15 protein-coding genes are annotated in these 16992 nt (G+C 47.4%); 9 read left to right on the top strand and 6 right to left on the bottom strand.

Annotated elements, in window-relative coordinates; genetic code table 11:
- Position 1: 1 nt before the first annotated feature.
- From QNN86_RS11335 to QNN86_RS11300, 8 genes are read left to right on the top strand one after another with little or no spacing between them, the layout of a single operon-like run.
- Entirely contained in the window at positions 2-2131 is a 2130-nt protein-coding gene (locus QNN86_RS11335; RefSeq protein ID WP_414211200.1) for a GumC family protein, read from the top strand.
- Entirely contained in the window at positions 2128-3339 is a 1212-nt protein-coding gene (locus QNN86_RS11330; protein ID WP_414211116.1) for a lipopolysaccharide biosynthesis protein, read from the top strand. Before QNN86_RS11335 ends, QNN86_RS11330 begins: the two co-directional genes overlap by 4 nt.
- On the top strand, positions 3336-4718 hold the full coding sequence (locus QNN86_RS11325) for a capsular biosynthesis protein (protein WP_414211115.1): 1383 nt from the start codon (positions 3336-3338) through the stop codon (positions 4716-4718). Before QNN86_RS11330 ends, QNN86_RS11325 begins: the two co-directional genes overlap by 4 nt.
- Positions 4711-5700, top strand: coding sequence for a glycosyltransferase family 2 protein (locus QNN86_RS11320; RefSeq protein WP_414211114.1), 990 nt, complete (start codon positions 4711-4713; stop codon positions 5698-5700). The genes QNN86_RS11325 and QNN86_RS11320 overlap by 8 nt, the downstream gene beginning before the upstream one ends.
- Positions 5701-5714: 14 nt before the next feature.
- On the top strand, positions 5715-6926 hold the full coding sequence (locus tag QNN86_RS11315) for a glycosyltransferase family 4 protein (protein ID WP_414211113.1): 1212 nt from the start codon (positions 5715-5717) through the stop codon (positions 6924-6926).
- 1 nt (position 6927) lies between these two features.
- Positions 6928-8040, top strand: coding sequence for a glycosyltransferase family 4 protein (locus QNN86_RS11310; protein ID WP_414211111.1), 1113 nt, complete (start codon positions 6928-6930; stop codon positions 8038-8040).
- A 2-nt stretch (positions 8041-8042) separates the two neighbouring features.
- On the top strand, positions 8043-8450 hold the full coding sequence (locus QNN86_RS11305) for a hypothetical protein (RefSeq protein WP_414211110.1): 408 nt from the start codon (positions 8043-8045) through the stop codon (positions 8448-8450).
- 30 nt (positions 8451-8480) lie between these two features.
- Positions 8481-9878, top strand: a complete 1398-nt coding sequence (locus QNN86_RS11300) for a DUF4832 domain-containing protein (RefSeq protein ID WP_414211109.1) — start codon at positions 8481-8483, stop codon at positions 9876-9878.
- 46 nt (positions 9879-9924) lie between these two features.
- Here QNN86_RS11300 and galE read toward each other — a convergent pair whose 3' ends face one another.
- The 3 genes from galE to QNN86_RS11285 form a co-directional block, all read right to left on the bottom strand.
- Positions 9925-10941 carry a UDP-glucose 4-epimerase GalE gene (gene galE / locus QNN86_RS11295; RefSeq protein WP_279277802.1) on the bottom strand — a complete coding sequence of 339 codons (1017 nt, stop codon included), beginning with the start codon at positions 10939-10941 and terminating at the stop codon, positions 9925-9927.
- Between the two features lie 68 nt (positions 10942-11009).
- Entirely contained in the window at positions 11010-11948 is a 939-nt protein-coding gene (locus QNN86_RS11290) for a hypothetical protein (RefSeq protein WP_182269312.1), read from the bottom strand.
- A 167-nt stretch (positions 11949-12115) separates the two neighbouring features.
- Positions 12116-12751, bottom strand: coding sequence for a carbonic anhydrase (locus QNN86_RS11285; protein ID WP_115257678.1), 636 nt, complete (start codon positions 12749-12751; stop codon positions 12116-12118).
- Positions 12752-13023: 272 nt separating this feature from the next.
- On the opposite strand from QNN86_RS11285, the gene QNN86_RS11280 reads away from it, so the two are divergent.
- Positions 13024-13515, top strand: coding sequence for an anti-virulence regulator CigR family protein (locus QNN86_RS11280; protein ID WP_414211108.1), 492 nt, complete (start codon positions 13024-13026; stop codon positions 13513-13515).
- Between the two features lie 110 nt (positions 13516-13625).
- Here the strand turns inward: QNN86_RS11280 and QNN86_RS11275 are convergent, their stop codons facing one another.
- The 3 genes from QNN86_RS11275 to QNN86_RS11265 all read right to left on the bottom strand — a co-directional run bounded on the left by QNN86_RS11275 (position 13626) and on the right by QNN86_RS11265 (position 16854).
- Positions 13626-14465 carry a bestrophin family protein gene (locus QNN86_RS11275; protein ID WP_249417836.1) on the bottom strand — a complete coding sequence of 280 codons (840 nt, stop codon included), beginning with the start codon at positions 14463-14465 and terminating at the stop codon, positions 13626-13628.
- Between the two features lie 56 nt (positions 14466-14521).
- Entirely contained in the window at positions 14522-14941 is a 420-nt protein-coding gene (locus QNN86_RS11270) for a hypothetical protein (protein WP_279277804.1), read from the bottom strand.
- A 773-nt stretch (positions 14942-15714) separates the two neighbouring features.
- Positions 15715-16854 carry a hypothetical protein gene (locus QNN86_RS11265; RefSeq protein ID WP_182269313.1) on the bottom strand — a complete coding sequence of 380 codons (1140 nt, stop codon included), beginning with the start codon at positions 16852-16854 and terminating at the stop codon, positions 15715-15717.
- Positions 16855-16992: the final 138 nt, after the last annotated feature.

Genomic DNA, 16992 nt, shown 5'->3' with positions numbered 1-16992 from the left:
GATGAAACTCTCTATAGTGGAAAACGGCAAAAAGCGAGAAAACGCAGTCGAACTCTCCCGCTTTGCCAAAGAACTTAAAAAGAACGCCTGGAAAATTGCGCTGACCGGAATTATCGCCGGAGTAGTGGCGTATCCCTTGATCAGCATGATGTCAGCAAAGTATGTCTCGACGGCGACGGTGCTGATTAAGGCACAAGCCGATAACGTTTCGCCGTTTCCACAGGTGGATGGTTTTGATTCAACGCGTAGCGGATATTACGAAACGCAATACGCGCTGATGCAGTCACGTATTATTCTCGAGCAGGCGGTACGCGACCTGAAGTTGGATGAAAATCCCGATTTTACCGGCACTAAATTGGCCGTAGCGGGGGCTAATAGCGGGGATAATCAACAACAGAGAGTCGACCAGGCGCTGAAGACCTTATCACAACATCTGAAAGTCATCGGCATTCGCACGACCAATCTGGCCTCTATTTCCTATGAATCACCTTCAGCACAGCAATCGGCTAAAATAGCCAACGGCGTCGCGCAGGCTTTCATCAACTATACGGTTGAGCAAAAACGGCAGAAAGTGGAGGACGCGAAGGCGCTGAATGCGGAAAAGATGGCAGAGCTACAGGCTGCGATCGTGAAGCAAAAAGAGACGATGGATGGCTACCTGAAAAATGCCGGCCTGCTGACCTTTCGCGGTATTGATGGCTTTGAAACCGAGCAGCTTAGTATTGTGACTAATCGTCTGGCCGATGCGACCCAGCGTCGGGTTGCCGCAGAATCTGTCTATAACGAAGTGAATGGCCGGGGGAGAACCCTTGAGAGCATCATTTCTTTGCCCTCGGTTTCTGACCACGCCCAGATTCAGGACTTACGTATCGCGTTGATTCAGGCGCAGCGCGCGCTGTCGGAACAGCGAAAACTGTATGGGCCGAAACACGCGACGATTTTAAAAGCGGAAGCCGACGTTCAGTCGATCCAAAGTCAAACCGGGCGGGTGCTGGGCGAACTGAAAGTTGGCTTACGTCAGCAATATCTGGCCGCGCTGGCGGATGAAAAGAATTATCAGCAGCAGGTGGCGCAGCAGAAAGATATCTTCCAGCAAATGGCGTCCAAACGAGATGGCTATAACAGCCAGAAACTGTCGTTAGACAAAATGGAAGACCTTTATAAATCGCTGTATCAGCGCACTCAGGAACTGTCGTTATCCGGTGTCAATGCAGATGCCGTGCTGTACGATCCTGCAGTGCCGCCGTTAAAACCGGTAAAACCGAATAAGTCATTGCTGTTGGTGATGGTGGTCCTGATGGCGGTGGTGTTTAGCATCATGTACTTCATCGTCAAAGCAGCAATGGACAATTCGATTCGCACCCTGAGTCGTATGAGTCAACGCCTTAACGTCACCCCGCTGGGTGAAATCCGTCGGTTTAGCGGGACAACCGGGCGCGCGCAGGTACGGGATATGATTTTGAAGAACCCGCTGAATGCCGACATTATTCACGGTATCCGTACCCGGATAATGCTGGATAGCCGGCCTTTACAGACGGTTGCGGTGGCGTCTGCCGGGCACGGTGAAGGGCGTTCCCTGCTGGCCAATTTGCTGGCAAGTTCCTTTAGTTTCGATCAGAAAACGCTGCTCATTGATGCAGACTTCTTTAATAACGATGGCCTGACGAATGAGCTTGCCACACCGGCATCTGCGGGCATGGCGGAGCTGCTACGGGGCGAAATCGTGCTGGAGAACGCGCGGGTTAGGATAAATGAGAATCTTGATTTTATCCCGCGTGGTAAGTCCACCATCTCCTCTTTGCTGATGCTGTCGTCGGAAAATGTAGAACCTTTGATGCGCGAACTGAAGTCGCGCTATCAGCGCATTATTATTGATGTGGCGGCGGTGAATCAGAGCCAGGATATTCAGCTGATTAAGCGTGCTGCCGACGGGGTTATTTTCATCGTGAAAGCCGGGGTGGGGACGGCACAGACGATCGCCAGCGCGCTGGATAAGATTGAGGATAATCAGGGCGTGGTGATTGGCGCGGTGTTGAACGGGGTGGAAGAAAAAAATCTCGAAACGCAAGAAGGGCTGCGTTCACTGAACTTCAGCACTGACCAAGTGTTGACGACACCAGGTCGCGTATGAGTCTACTGAAGAGCGCATCCACGATAGCTGGCTCATCAATCATCTCGCAGTTGATTGGTGCGCTGTCTATCTGGTTGATCTCACACAAGTATGACATGGCCGAAGTTGGGTTGTATGCGCTCAACTACAGTATTGCCGTGGTGGGGGCGCAGGTTTGCACCTTTGCCTCACAGCTGTTGATTCCTAAGCAGCAGGACGACAGTCTCGCGCAAAATGTGGTGTTTTGTCTGCTGCAGAGCACGCTGATTGCGTTGCCCTACGCCGTACTGACCGCGTGGTTGTTTCACCAGAATAGCCTGTTTCTCTATTTACTGACGCTCTCTACGGCGTGGGCGTTAATCTCAGAAAATTTATCGCTGCGCACGGCCAATTTTTATTTTCTGATTTTTCAGCGTATTTCGGTTTCGGTGGTGGTGGTGCTCTCGGTACTGCTCACGCATCAGGTACAGACCTTTTACTGGTCGTGGGCGTGCGCGATGCTCCTGCTGACATCGAGCTGTATTTTGCATTCGTTTGATATCCGCTCGGTGACGTTTAGGCATCTGCATCCATTGAATAACTGGCGATTCTTTAAGCAAAATATTCATCACATCAGCAAGGTCGGCAGCGCTGAGGTGCTGGCGATGGCCAGCAGCAATTTACCGATTATGCTGATTAACTTTTGGTTCTCGGCGCTGACGGCGGGCTATTTTTCCGTCGTCAGTCGGTTCTGCCTGGCACCGGTGGTGATCATCGGCAATGCGGTGCGCAATACCATTTTCTCCAAGTGGTCTATTGATTTCAGAAATAACACCTTTAATTATCAAGAATATACGAAGGTGCGTTTGCTACTTTTAGTGCTTGGGGTGGTCTGTACGCTCGGGGTATTTATTTTTTATCCCATCGTGATGCGGTTGGGGTTTAGCGAGGACTGGATTAACTCCATTGAGACATCCCGCTATATGCTGCCCTATTTGTTCCCGGCGCTGGCAATCAGCCCGCTTACGGTAATTGAACTTATTTTTGGCTCCCATCGCTATTTTTTGCGTATTCAGCTCGAACAGCTGGCGATTGTGTTAGTTGCTTTTGTGGTGGTGCCCTATTTTTATAAAGACTATGCCACGTCAGTCATTTTGTTCTCTGCGCTGACATTTATTCGCTATGGGTTTATTTATTTCAAAATGAACCAGCGTGCTAATCTGCTGAAAGACAAGCCGGTGATATTATGACCCTGAATACCGGATATTATTTACAGGCCTATACCTTTATCACGCTGATCCTGTGTGGACTGGTGCAATATTTTACCGGTATGCAGTCGGTGCTGTGGATCCCGTTTTTCCTGACGTTGCTGATGGTGGGATTAATGGTGATGCAAACGCGTGAGAGCCCGCTGCACCTGGATGCCCAGGAGACCATCATTCTTGCGCTGTACTTCTCTTTTCTGCTGCTGGCGGGGGCGTCAACCCTGCTACTGGGTGGGATAACCGTCGCGATTGTGGCCTTTAAAAACGAGATAGCGCTGTCGCTGGTGATGATCTGTTTACTGCTGGGATTCTGCCGGGAATCACAGATTTATCGGGCAACGCGCTATCTGTATTGGGTGTTTTACGCCCAGGTCCCGGTGATGATTTATCAGGTATTACTGGTGGTTCCCCAGCGCGTGGCGCAGCGCGGCGAAGAGGAAAAATGGGACTCGGTGGTCGGGACCTTCGGCGGTGACCCGATGGGTGGCGGTAATACGGCGGCAATGGGGTTATTTTGCCTGCTGATTATGTTGCTTAAGCTCTCGGAATATAAACATGGGCTGACGACGTTTAAATCGATGGCGCTGCATATTATTCTTGGGTTTGGGCTGTGTATTATTGGTGAAGTGAAATTTGTCATCCTGCTTTCACCGCTGTTCCTGGCCTGGGTGTGGATTTCGCCGAGCTATGTTAAAGACGTCAGTAAAATCAATCTCAAAACGTTATTGCTGATTGTTATCGGCATGCTGGTACTCATCGGTCTGTCGGTGATGATTCTGGCCTGGTACTATTCGTCTGCTTTTGGCGGTGATCCGACCAAAAGCGCCTTCAGCGTTTTTATCGATTCACTCAGCTATATCTTTGATCCCAACTACATCATGTCGACCGGTGAACTGGGCCGTTTCACGACGTTTCTGTTCTGGCTTAAAAATAACGATCTATGGGGACTGTCCGGCACGCTATTTGGCTACGGCCTGAATGCCACGAACAGTGGAAGTTCGGTATCACCTGGATTTTTGAATATTGTCTATAACCTGATCCTGGACTCCACGTCGCTGAGTATGCTGCTGTGGGAAATTGGCGTGATTGGCACGCTGCTGTTTATCGGTCTGTTTATTTATATTCTAAAAGTGTGTCAGCCAAAACCGGTACTGGCGCTGGAACAACTGGACCCGCAGGATCTGCAACTGTTGAGCTTTGCGCCAGCGTACAACGCTTTTGCGATCGCGTGTTTAGTGAGCCTACCTTACAGCCAGATCCTGATGATAACGCCGATGCTACAGTTCCTGTTCTATTTATCGCTCGGTTCAAGCTTAGTGATTCGTCGCACCGTTCTTCGCAGCGCAGGAGGAGGGTATGGATAATATCCCGTTTATCTCGGTGAGTATTAAAACGCTCAACGAAGCGAAAGGTATTGAGAAAACCATCGACAGCATTCGCCGACAGCTGGTGGGATATCCGCATAAAATTATTGTGGCTGATAGCCTGTCGACAGATAGCACCCAGCAACTGGCGGTGAATAAAGGGGTGACGGTGGTGTCATTAACGGAGCCGGGCGATCGCTGCTGCGGCGTCGGACACCAGTTGGGCTACCTTTATAGCGAAGGCGAATATCTGCTGCTGATGGACGGCGATATGGCGCTGGAAGACGGGTTTGTCGATCGGGCGGTCGCCTTTTTACAGACGCACGAAGAGTATGCCGGCGTGGCGGGAACCGTCGAAATGGATGATGCCGTGAACTATGAGTTCAAATCCCGTAAACAGCGAATTAACCAGATCTACCCCGTGGGCGATTGTGACCATTTAGGCGGTGGCGGGCTGTATCGTCGCGCGGCGATTGAAAAGATTGGCTATCTGACCAACCGGAATTTGCATGCGTATGAAGAGGCTGAGCTGGGGCTGCGATTAACCGATGCCGGCTACAAACTGCGCCGTCTGGATATTCCTTATTTTAGCCATACGTCACACACCCTGCCGACCTTCAAAATGTTGAAGCATCGATGGTTAAGCGACTATTACCAGGCGCCGGGAGAACTGTTGCGCTGTAGCTTTGGAACACCGTATTTCACCCGCGCCCTCAAGATGGTCAAAAATGAGGCGGTATTTGCGCTGTATCTGTTGATCCTGCTTGCCGCACTGGTCACCGTCAACGGCAGCATTATTACCCTGGTGTTGCTGCCATTACTGGCGTTCACACTGTGGAAAATTGTGCAAAATCGTTCTCTCAGCGATGGGGTTCAAAGCGTCATTAATATGATTGTCCGTTCCGCGGGATTGCTGAAAGGGTGTCTTCATCCTGTGCGCGATCCGCTGACGCCGCCCAACAGTAAAATCATTCAACAATAAAAAGAGCGGATGTAATGAAAATTTTATTGGTTAACAAGTTTTTCTTTATAAAGGGTGGGGCGGAAACGGTTTATTTTCAGGAACGCGAGATGCTGAAAAAGGCCGGCGTGGAGGTGATTGATTTTTCGATGCAGCATGAGAAAAATTTCCCCTCGGAGTATGCGGATTTTTTTGTCAAAAATGTTGATTACCATACAGACAGTAACCTGTTAGGCGGTATTAAAACGGCGGTTAACTTTATTCATAACGCCGAAGCCTGTCGAAAAATGCAGGTCTTGCTGCAAAAAGAACGCCCGGATATCGTTCACTTTCATAATATCTATCATCAGCTAACGCCAGCGTTAATTAAAGTCGCACGCAATTTTGGCTGTAAAACGGTGCTGACCGCCCATGACTATAAAATTGTTTGTCCTTCATACTCAATGCTACGCGACGGGAAAGTGTGCGATGCCTGTATTACCGGGACCGTCTTCAATGCTTTCAGATACCGCTGTCAGGAAGGGTCTGCCGCCAGGAGTTTACTGCTCTCTTTAGAGGCTACCTGGCAATATATTGCACAAAATTATCAGGCGCTAGATGTGATCGTGTCCCCCAGCGCATTTTTACGCGGCATTTTGCTACGTGTGCTGCCGCATTCGCGTATCGATGTCATCGTCAATGGCGTGGATGACAGCCGACCCGTGGAGATGACTGGCGATGAAGGTTATATGCTGTACTTTGGCCGCCTGAGCCGTGAAAAAGGGGTGGCTACGTTGCTGGCCGCTCACCAGAAAATGCGTAACCCGGCGCCGCTGAAAATTGTCGGTCATGGCCCGTTACATGACGAGTTGATTGCCCAATATCCGGACGTGGATTTTTTAGGCTATGTACAACAAGGGGAAGCCCTGGACCAACTGATTAAACATGCCCGGGCGGTGATCCTGCCTTCGGAATGTTATGAAAACTGTTCGATGGCGGTGTTAGAGGCAATGTCATTAAGCAAGCCGGTCATTGGCTCGCGTATTGGCGGGATCCCTGAACAAATTCGCGATGGTATTGAAGGGATATTATTTACGCCGGGTAATGCGCAGGCGTTGGCAGAGGCGATGGATATGCTGGTCGAAGACCCGGAGAAAGCACGGGTAATGGGCATCAATGGACGTCAACGGCTGAGTGCGAAATATGCGCTCAGCGGTCATATGGAAACGTTGCAGGCACTGTATAAAGAACTGTTGGGCAGGCCATAATATGCGTAAAAAAATAACGGTATTTGGCACGCGCGGTATTCCTGATGTGTTGGGTGGGGTGGAAACGCACTGCCAACATCTTTATCCGGAAATTAAACGGCTATGCGATGTTGATATTTGTGTTATCGCCCGCTCGCCGTACGTGAATTACACCCGTTCATCGTATAAGAATGTCGAAACCCATGCGCTGTGGGCACCTAAAAAACGCTCGCTGGAAGCGATTGTTCATTCCGTTTTAGCCGCGTTCAGTACCTGTTTTGACCGCTCGACTATCGTGCACGTCCATGCTATTGGTCCGGGGTTAGTGGTTCCGTTATTGCGATTACTGGGCAAGAAGGTGGTTTTCACCCATCATGGACCTGACTACGACCGCCAGAAATGGGGGTATGTGGCAAAGAAAATATTATTGCTCGGTGAACGCTGGGCAGTGAGATATGCGAGTGAAGTGATTGTAATATCTGAAGTTATTAATCAGCTTATCCAGAATAAGCATCGCCGCTATGATGCGCATTTAATTCACAATGGCGTGAACGCACCGCGAACATTATCAGAACATACCCTTCACCAGACGCTGTCGCGTTATGGTCTCCAGCCGAAAAACTATCTTGTGGTGGTGGGGCGATTCGTGGAAGAAAAAGGCATGCATGATGCCATTTCAGCCTACCAACAAAGTGGTTTGACGATGCCATTAGTGTTAATTGGCGATGCGGATCACCCGACCGAATACAGTATTCGTCTCAAACAGCAGGCCGCTGATACGCCAGGCGTGGTGATGACCGGATTTTTACGCGGCGATGAGCTGCAGGCGGTGTTTTCACAGGCAAAACTGTTTGTCATGCCGTCCTATCATGAGGGGTTGCCGATAGCACTGCTGGAGGCCATGTCATTTTCTCTGCCTGTGGTGGTGAGCGATATTCCGGCGAATCTGGAGGTCAAGCTACCCGCTGATGCATATTTTCAGGTGGGTAATCTGGCGAGTCTGGCCGGGAAAATGGCGAGATGGGCGGCCGCCAATAACGTTGACTATAGTGTATATTTGCAAAACTATAACTGGCATGAAATCGCCAGACAAACAGTCAGCGTCTATCACGCTATTGATAAAAATATAGGTTAATTTTGCCCAACTCTCAGAACCGACCGCCCGTCATTGAACGATTTTATGCTCAACTGGATGAGAAAATCTCACAGGAATTGACCCCGGAACAAAAAGACGGCGTCGAGAAAGCGGTACTTGCCATCACCCTGGGATCGAGACACCGGGTTGATATTCGTAGAAGCTTTCCCTTTTTCGGGAGACGTTTTTACCTGGTCTTTTTGTTTGGCAGGGATTTACGTCACTGGCATCGTCGGGAATCGGCGCTATCCAATATCCTGGTCACATTGTTACTGCTGTTTGTGGTGCTGTTTGTCGCCTGCTGTGTATTGCTGGCGCTGTACATGATCAAATCCGCATTGGGGATTGATGTTTTCCAGAATTTTCACGTGGGTATTTGGGACTGGTGGCTAAGCCTGAAAAACCACTAGCGTTAACCAACGGGTGGAGGCGTTACGGTGATGAAGAGTCAATGGGGTTTGGCGCTATTGAGTGTGTTCTTTCCGCTGACGGCCATGGCTGCATTAACCACCGTCACTCCCAAAGCCGTAACCGGTCCGCTGACCAACCCCGGGATAGGGGTGGCCAGTTTTCATCAGGGTTATGGTGAAACGCTGGGCCTGGCGGATTACCCCAATACCGGGTTTGAATATGAACGCTTCTACTGGCGGGAACTGGAGCCAGTGGAAGGCCAGTACAATTTTGTGCTGGTTGATGATGCCTTCAAATATGCGGCGGCGCATCGGCCCGCGATGAACGTGGGGCTGCGGTTTATGGCCCTTGCGGAGCCCGAAAGCGGCTCGCAGATCCCCGACTGGCTGATTAAAAAAGGGGTGAAAGGAAAATGGACGCCCGATCATAAAACCTTTATCCCGGATCTCGACGATCCCCTGTTTATAGCCTACAGCCAACGTCTGCTGAACGCTTTTGGCAAGCGCTACGATGGTAATCAGAACCTGGCGTTTGTCGATATTGGCATGGTGGGATCGTGGGGAGAATGGCATAACAGCAACTTCCCGAAAGATGTGCTACAACCCTTGCTGGAACGATATACCACCGAGCAGCTAGATCGCTACGTCGCCATGCACTTTGCTGCATTTCCCGTAACGCCAAAAATTATGTTGATGAGCGGCGGGCAAAGCCTGGCCAATGCGGTGGCGCGAGGAGCTGGATGGCGCGCGGACTGCTGGGGCGACCTGCGTGTGTTTTCCAATGACTGGAATCACATGGCAGATGATTATCCGCAACGATTGCTGGCCGCACAGCGCAGCTATTCGGGATTAAACGATGCCTGGAAACGATCGCCGGTGAGTCTGGAAATTTGCTCGTATATGCTGGACTGGAAGAACCTTTTTCATTATACGCGCGCAGAGGTGCAGGGGATTTTTGACTGGGCGGTGAAGCATCATGCCAGTACCATCAACCTGAAATCGCGAACGGTGCCCAGTGAGTATCGGCCGATTGTCGATGATGCACTGACCAGGCTGGGCTATCGCTTTCGTCTGGCCTCTCTGAGCCATGAGTCAGTATGGGAAAATGGTCGCAGCCTGGCGCTGATCAGTACCTGGTATAATGACGGCGTTGCGCCGATTTACCTTCCTTACACCCTGTCATTTCGTATTATTAATGATGCTAACAATGTTGTTGCTCAGGGAAATTCACCGGAAGACATTCGTCGCTGGCTGCCGGGTCAACATCAGCTGAATTATCAACTCCCTATGCCCGGTGCGTTACCGAGAGGAAAATACGCCATTGAAGTGGCGATCGTGGATAAGTCGGGCGCCGCGAGAATTAACTTTGCCAATGAAGGGAAGCAGAGCAGCGGATGGTATCGTGTGTCGACGATCACGGCGCGTTAGCCATTAGCAACAATGAGCCTGCCCGCAGGCTCATTGTTGATGGGTGTTAAGCGTGATAACCATCAGGATTATTTTTCTGCCAGTTCCAGGTGTCGCGCATCATGTCATCAAGCGTGTAGGTAGCCTGCCAGCCCAGTACTTCGCGCGCCAGCGACGGGTCAGACCAACACTCGGCGATGTCTCCGGGTCTTCTCGCGACAATCTGATAATTAATTTTTCGTTGAGCGGCTTTTTCAAAGGCGGCAATAAGATCCATCACCGAATAGCCGATGCCGGTACCGAGGTTTATCACCTTATAGGCTGCACCTTTATTCTGGCAATCCAAAGCCGCTAAATGACCGGTTGCCAGATCCATCACGTGAATATAATCACGTACCCCAGTGCCATCCGGGGTTGGGTAGTCATTACCAAACACCGACACGGTTTCAAGCTTGCCAATCGCGACCTGAGAAATATAGGGAACCAGGTTGTTGGGGACACCATTTGGATCCTCACCGATTCGGCCCGAGGGATGGGCACCGACGGGGTTAAAATAGCGCAGGCAGGTAAGGTGAAACTCAGGGTGTGCGCGGGAAAAATCCGCCAGAATCTGTTCGACCATTAATTTAGAGGTGCCATACGGATTCGTTGTTCCCCCGGTGCGCGATTGTTCGCTGAGCGGCACGCTTTCCGGATCTCCGTAGACCGTTGCCGAAGAGCTGAAGATTAGGCTGTGAACACCCGCAGTCAGCATCTCACTCAGTAAAACCAGCGTCCCGGTGACATTGTTATTGTAATACGCAAGAGGTTCTTTTATGGATGCTGAAACTGATTTTAATCCCGCAAAATGAATGACATCGGTAATATCATGGTGTGAGAAAATCGTTTTTAATGCCTCTCTGTCCAGAACGTCGGCAATGTAAATAATCGGTTCCTTGCCGGTGAGTTCCGCGACCCGCTGTAATGATGTTTGTGAGGCATTCGAGAGGTTATCGATGATCACCACTTCATCACCTCTTTCGAGAAGCGTCAACACGGTATGTGAACCAATATAACCTGCGCCACCAGTGACAAGAATTGCCATACAGCCTCCAGAGAAAGTCTTATGAAAAAGAGTGTTGACTCACCAAGGCCACGGCTATAAATACAGTGCTATGAGTGGCGTCGGGTAAGAGATAAATTTCTGAATTTCACCATGCACTTATAAGATATTTTTTTGAGTATCGAGAAAAAACTAAATGTGTTTATTTTACTATCGTAGACAAGATAGTTATTCGTGAAGTTTAAGGTATGTACACCGTCACTTTGGTTAATGGTTGCATTGACCTGGGTAATTAGCTTTTCAGTAAAAGCAAATGCGTTTAGCGTGACTAATTCTTTGATGTAAATTGATTTTCCATAGGTCTCAGGCGTACATTCCTGAGTGAGGAAGTACAGTGTATTACCGATGTTATGGGGCGCGCCTGCGCCTCGCTGATGCAGGTTGCTCAACTGTAAGGCGGGCGTGATTTTCTGCCACGGACCGCTTACGCTCTCGGCAGTATGGATCATCAGCTCATTATTCATTGTCGTCGAGAACAGATAACAGGTACCGTGTAGTGCAAAAAATACGTTATCGGTTAATGCTTCTCCCGAGATTAAAACTTTTATTGCCTTCCAGCGTTGCGGAAAATCTACGCACTGAAATAAAATAACCTCTTTTCTTTCCGATGATTCAGGGATCATAAAAAGCTGATCATTGACCTCAAAAACAAAAGGAAAGGATAAATGGCATTTTAGATAATCAAAGCCGTCGAGTTTCATATCATCGAGTTCTGCTAAGTCGGCATCAAGTATACGACAGCGCAGTATTCCTTTTGAGTTGCGAAAACTTAATGCTTCATAAAAAATATAAACTTTATTATCTCTTTCAATGATGAAAGGATCGGCCTGAAAGGTGTATTTCTTTTTTAGCTGCTGCGCAGGGGTACGCTTCAGGATATCCAACGTGTTAGTAGGAAAGGTATGCGAACCATTATCCTTGATAATCATGATGTCCCATGACTCATGATAAAATAGCATATTTATTATTTTTTTATATTTGGCCTGCATTCGCACGAGTTCCTTTTATTGCTTCAATTCACCGGGTGCCATACGGCAACATTAACGGTTAGTTTAAAAGCTAGTCGCAAGCGCGTTTTTTGTCCACTTACGGAACGAGTGGCGGGGGGAGGGGACGGCGTGACGTTGCCAGAGCATCCTTGCTCCAGATAAAGATTTTACTCGAAATGCACCTGCGGATTGTCTGCCAGTGAAACGTACGTTTTGCTGTCTTTATCCAGTGTACGGATCTCACCGCTTTCAATGTCGTACACCCAACCGTGCAGACGCAGCGCATTATTACGCAGTCCGACAGCGACAGACGGATGCGTTTTAATATTATTCAGTTGAGCGATAACGTTCTCTTCCACCATGGCATTCACTTTGTCGATTGCGTTATCCCAGGTTTTCTTCTCGACTACCGCTTTCGCCGCATCGGCGTAGTGCAACCAGTGGGCCACCGCAGGCATCGGATCCAGACTCTGGCTTTCAGCAATCGCTTTCATCGCACCACAGTTGGAGTGCCCACAGATCACGATATCCGTCACACCTAACGCCAAGACCGCGTATTCGATGGTGGCAGATACACCGCCCGGTTCCGGGCCAAAAGAAGGGACGATATTGCCCGCGTTGCGGATAACGAAAAGCTGTCCTGGCTCCTGCTGCGTAACCAGTTCTGGCACCAGACGACTGTCTGAGCAGGAGATGAAAAGTGCTTTAGGATTCTGGCTGGAGGCCAGGCTGCGAAAGAGTTCCTTACGTTGAGGGAAAATCTCTTTTTGGAAGTTGAGGAAACCCTCAATGATATGTTGCATAGCAGTGTCTCTTTTCTCTGTTTAAGCAGGTTATGATGAAGATCACACTTTCCAGTTTAACACTCGCGCAGAGAAGAGGAAGTATTTATAGCCGGTCAGGGCATATCTATGCCTGATGAACCGGTAACTGCCTTACTCTTATTTGCTCTGGCTGCATCTTTCTGACCCAAGGCCGGGACCGCTTTTTTTGCACATAAATCGGAACTATAGAGATGGCTGGCAATGACGAGATATCGTACCTTTTAAAGGTACCTCCATATTAAGGAATCATCATGTCCAGGTTTCGTATTTTAGCCACCGCGTTGGTCGCGGTTGCCGCGATGACGATGTGTACCATGCCTGTCTTCGCCAACCCGAGTAACGGAAACGGGAACGGTAACAGCGGTAATCATGGTAACAAGGGTAATAGCGGTAATAGTCAGAAAGGCAATTCAAGTTCAAAAAACAATCAGCAATCTGAACAACGTAAAAATTATGGCAAGCCGGATCATGTTGATAGCGATATTAGCTTTAATGTGGCGAGACAGTATGCGGTCAAATACGGTCTGACCGGGTATCAATCGCTTCCTCCTGGCATCGCCAAAAACCTGGCGCGTGGCAAGCCGCTGCCTCCGGGTATTGCGAAGAAGAACGTTCCGGCCTCGATGCTCAATCAATTGCCCTATTACCCCGGCTACGAATGGCAGGTGGTGGGCGACAATCTGGTGCTGATTGCGCTGAGCACCGCGATTGTGACCTCGGTGATTAACGGGGTGTTTGACTAATTGTAGATGCGGTGTGAACGCAAAAAGCTACGATATGGACTGACCCCTTAAAGCTGGACAGTTCATGCCGCCTCTTCATCGTAACCCGAAGCCTGTCTGATAGTGTCGTATCAAACGAGTCGATAGTATTTGTCAGGTCTAACTTTTGCGGGCAATAACGTATCGCCGACCATTTCACGCAAATCGATTTCTATCGCATTACAGATGGCATTTAACGGCAGATCGTTATCCTCGCAACCAAAGGGGTCTTCCAGTTCTGCAGCAATCGCATCAAGTGCAAGTAAAGCATAGGTGGTAAACAATGAAAACAGCACGGATAGTGCGCCAAAATTATTGATAATGAGCAACGGATAAATGGCACAAAAAATATAAACGGTGCGATGTAATATCAATGTATAAGCAAACGGGATCGGGGTATTACTGATACGCTCGCAACCGCCCTGAATAGTACTGATAGTATTGAGATACTGATTTAAGTTTTGATAGTTAAGATCGTTCTGCCGATGCTGATGAAGCCACGCGCCAATCTCCAGCAGAAGAGCATTGCAGGGGGTGGTTATGTTACGTTGTTCTCGCAGATGTGGAGCACAGTTTGACACTATCTCTGGTGTACTTTCATGACGAAGTGCAGATTTCAGAGCATAGCAGTAACTCACGAGTAAATGAACGACGCTGAGTATTTCCGCCTGGGTTGCCGGTGTGGTGTTTTTAATCTCACGAACTAATGAACGTGCCGTAATTAATAAATTACCCCACAAATTTCTGGCTTCAGAGTAACGCATCCATGCCGCATTGTTGCGGAAGCCAAGAAATATCGAAATAGAAATGCCAATAAAGGCAATCGGGTTCTCTTTTGCGATTATTCCATGCATATGCCATAACGGAATAATGAATAAATATAAGGCATTTAACATGGAGAATAAGAACAACTTTGGCAATATCTTCTTCATGACCGAACCCCGCCACGAAAATAAGAGTTTGAGCCAATGTTGTTCGGGTCTGACAATCATGAGTTATCCTGCAACGATATTTCTGACAAGGTTCTGTATAAAGGCTTTAGTTTAGTCAGGTAGTGTTCAAACACTTTAGTTTTATCTGACAGAGGGATGGCACCATCAAGCAGACCTTCTTCATTGATGCTGGAGGAAGGAATGGTCAAATGTTCCAACCCCTGAGCATGTAACTGATAATCAATCGTAACATTGCCGAAGTTGCTTGTGCGTATGATATCAAACTGAATGCTACCAAAAAGCGTGATCATTAACCTACTGTTTTGGCAGGGCACAACTTGATGATAGTAAGTGTTTTCAGTGAGTACGATTTGCTTTAACAGTGACATCGTATAAGTATTCCAGTACTTATCCATTTTCACTTTTTTATTGTGAATGATGCTGGCACTGCTCTTGAGAAAATCTGTTTGTAACATAGGACCTCTAAACCTCAATAAATAAATATGAGAATTATTCACATGTATAAAATTTATGCGTTTAGTATTTTTAATGCTTCTGACACAACGTTTTTATTAAATGACGGGTTGTCAGATATGCGTGTTATTAAACTCATTTTCTTAATTAATGAAAAAACATAGTAATATCTTGAAAATAAAGAATTATAGTAAGTTCTGACAGCAGAGAAACGCTTAACGTTACTAACTATACAGGACATAACGGCGATTGGGTAGTTTTTGATTGTTCATTAATAATCAATCCAGAGTTTTGCATTGTTGCGATAAATGCGCTATTGCATTCATGGGTAGTATGTTTTTTGCCATGCCTCATTTTGTTTATCTCTAATATCCCCATAATGATTAGTTGGTGGTATTTATTATGGTATTAAAGATGATCTTAATGATTATTATCTCAATCAACGGGATGACGTTTTCTACTGTAGTAGAAAGCGTTGCGTAAAATTAAAACAACCACAGGAGTATAAACGTCAGTATGGATATACTCCTTTTGTATGTGGTTTTTCAACGGGAGGGCGGTGTCATTTTGGCTCTATCTCCAGGTTTACGATGTGAGTGGTAAGATTTATGCGTCTGACCTAATGGGTTGCGCATCCGCGATTTCATCGCGACCACATTGTGCGGCGATGCGTAACATCAATTCTGCAGGCAGTTGGAAGTTAGGGTTAACATCCTCGCGTGCCGCGCTGATGAGTTTTTGTCGTTTGCACATGGCGTTAATGCATTCAAGTGGACTAAATCAATCGCTTGATTGAATTCTCTAATGAAAATAACATTGGGTGTTTTAAACCACAAAAATAAGATTTTTTATTGTTTATCGTCCCCAGATTTGGATAGGTAATTATGTTTCTGCTCTTAGAGAAACATTCAGCGTAGACATCCATATGATTTAATACTTCGGTATTTAATGATCTGGCCTTTGTGTATATCTCTGTGGCGAAAGCACTGCATTGACTACAGTTGCAATGACATGTGGCGTAATCAGTAGAGATGATGCAATCATCATTGTCTAAGTTAAATCCTAATTTCCTTCGTCGGGTATAGGCATCCATTATTCCTCTGGCCTCATGCTTCAACAACATGTTTGCCCATTCGCCTCTTTTTAAATAGGGTGATAATATATAGCTCAGCAACAAGATAGTTCTTTCATTTACCGTAGGGTAGACGTTTACGGTGTTCATTTGTTTGGTTTTGATGATAAAATAGCAGGCTATTATAAAACCAAGGCAGCGGGCGGTACCGATTTCCAGATCTCTATTTCGTTTGTGCGCCGTGTTATTACTGCTTAAGGGCATAAGCGAATTTTCGAAAGCTAAAAAATCGGCAATAAATGCCATGGTTCTGATGTAGGACGGCTGATTTCCATTGTGCTTAAAAAAATCATGATGACGACATATTAGATGAACCAGTTCATGGAAAAAAACAAAGTTCATAAAAGATTTTGCTGTGTTCAGTGAGATTTCTACTGATTGAGTATCAACTCTATTGGCAATCATGCATAGCGCCGTATCGGCTAACGCCGTGTGCTTAAAAATCGTGGATAAATCGAGGCTGATATTTAAGTTATACGTTCCTGCAACAATAATTACCCAGGAGTAGAATCTCCGATTAATTGCAATAAATGCAGTATCATCTTTGATATTTATCTGGACTAATGGTTCATTCTCATAGACAAACCCCCAAACCGACGTCCGTACAGGGATTAAGGCGTTCTGTCCTAGCCAGGCGTTGAGTGTTAAATCAAGCTCAGTAAAAGAATACCAGGTAATATCGGTGTCAATATCTGCCGGGGAACACCAGGACTGATAGGGCCATGAGTCAGGCATGTTATCCGGGAATACAACATTGTTTAATGATTCTCGTATTTGATTCATTTTACTCTACACCATCAATCAATTACTTCGTTTATTACCAGCAAGGCAACATGCGTTGCAATTCTGGTATCCTGTTTCTCTCCTTAAATGATGAAAAAGATGCTTGTTCGAAATTGCTATCACCCGAAAGTATGAAAA

Origin of the sequence: Citrobacter sp. C348, assembly GCF_047467975.1 — a bacterium.
Classification (GTDB): Bacteria; Pseudomonadota; Gammaproteobacteria; order Enterobacterales; family Enterobacteriaceae; genus Citrobacter; species Citrobacter gillenii.
Note: the sequence above shows the minus strand (reverse complement) of the source record. Positions and strands in the feature narration are given on the sequence as shown.

What these genes read in the sequence shown, in the direction of transcription:
- QNN86_RS11335 (WP_414211200.1), top strand. Translation starts at nt 2, where the DNA reads ATGAAACTCTCTATAGTGGAAAACGGCAAAAAGCGAGAAAACGCAGTC.
- QNN86_RS11330 (WP_414211116.1), top strand. Translation starts at nt 2,128, where the DNA reads ATGAGTCTACTGAAGAGCGCATCCACGATAGCTGGCTCATCAATCATC.
- QNN86_RS11325 (WP_414211115.1), top strand. Translation starts at nt 3,336, where the DNA reads ATGACCCTGAATACCGGATATTATTTACAGGCCTATACCTTTATCACG.
- QNN86_RS11320 (WP_414211114.1), top strand. Translation starts at nt 4,711, where the DNA reads ATGGATAATATCCCGTTTATCTCGGTGAGTATTAAAACGCTCAACGAA.
- QNN86_RS11315 (WP_414211113.1), top strand. Translation starts at nt 5,715, where the DNA reads ATGAAAATTTTATTGGTTAACAAGTTTTTCTTTATAAAGGGTGGGGCG.
- QNN86_RS11310 (WP_414211111.1), top strand. Translation starts at nt 6,928, where the DNA reads ATGCGTAAAAAAATAACGGTATTTGGCACGCGCGGTATTCCTGATGTG.
- QNN86_RS11300 (WP_414211109.1), top strand. Translation starts at nt 8,481, where the DNA reads ATGAAGAGTCAATGGGGTTTGGCGCTATTGAGTGTGTTCTTTCCGCTG.
- galE (WP_279277802.1), bottom strand. Translation starts at nt 10,941, where the DNA reads ATGGCAATTCTTGTCACTGGTGGCGCAGGTTATATTGGTTCACATACC.
- QNN86_RS11290 (WP_182269312.1), bottom strand. Translation starts at nt 11,948, where the DNA reads ATGCAGGCCAAATATAAAAAAATAATAAATATGCTATTTTATCATGAG.
- QNN86_RS11285 (WP_115257678.1), bottom strand. Translation starts at nt 12,751, where the DNA reads ATGCAACATATCATTGAGGGTTTCCTCAACTTCCAAAAAGAGATTTTC.
- QNN86_RS11280 (WP_414211108.1), top strand. Translation starts at nt 13,024, where the DNA reads ATGTCCAGGTTTCGTATTTTAGCCACCGCGTTGGTCGCGGTTGCCGCG.
- QNN86_RS11275 (WP_249417836.1), bottom strand. Translation starts at nt 14,465, where the DNA reads ATGAAGAAGATATTGCCAAAGTTGTTCTTATTCTCCATGTTAAATGCC.
- QNN86_RS11270 (WP_279277804.1), bottom strand. Translation starts at nt 14,941, where the DNA reads ATGTTACAAACAGATTTTCTCAAGAGCAGTGCCAGCATCATTCACAAT.
- QNN86_RS11265 (WP_182269313.1), bottom strand. Translation starts at nt 16,854, where the DNA reads ATGAATCAAATACGAGAATCATTAAACAATGTTGTATTCCCGGATAAC.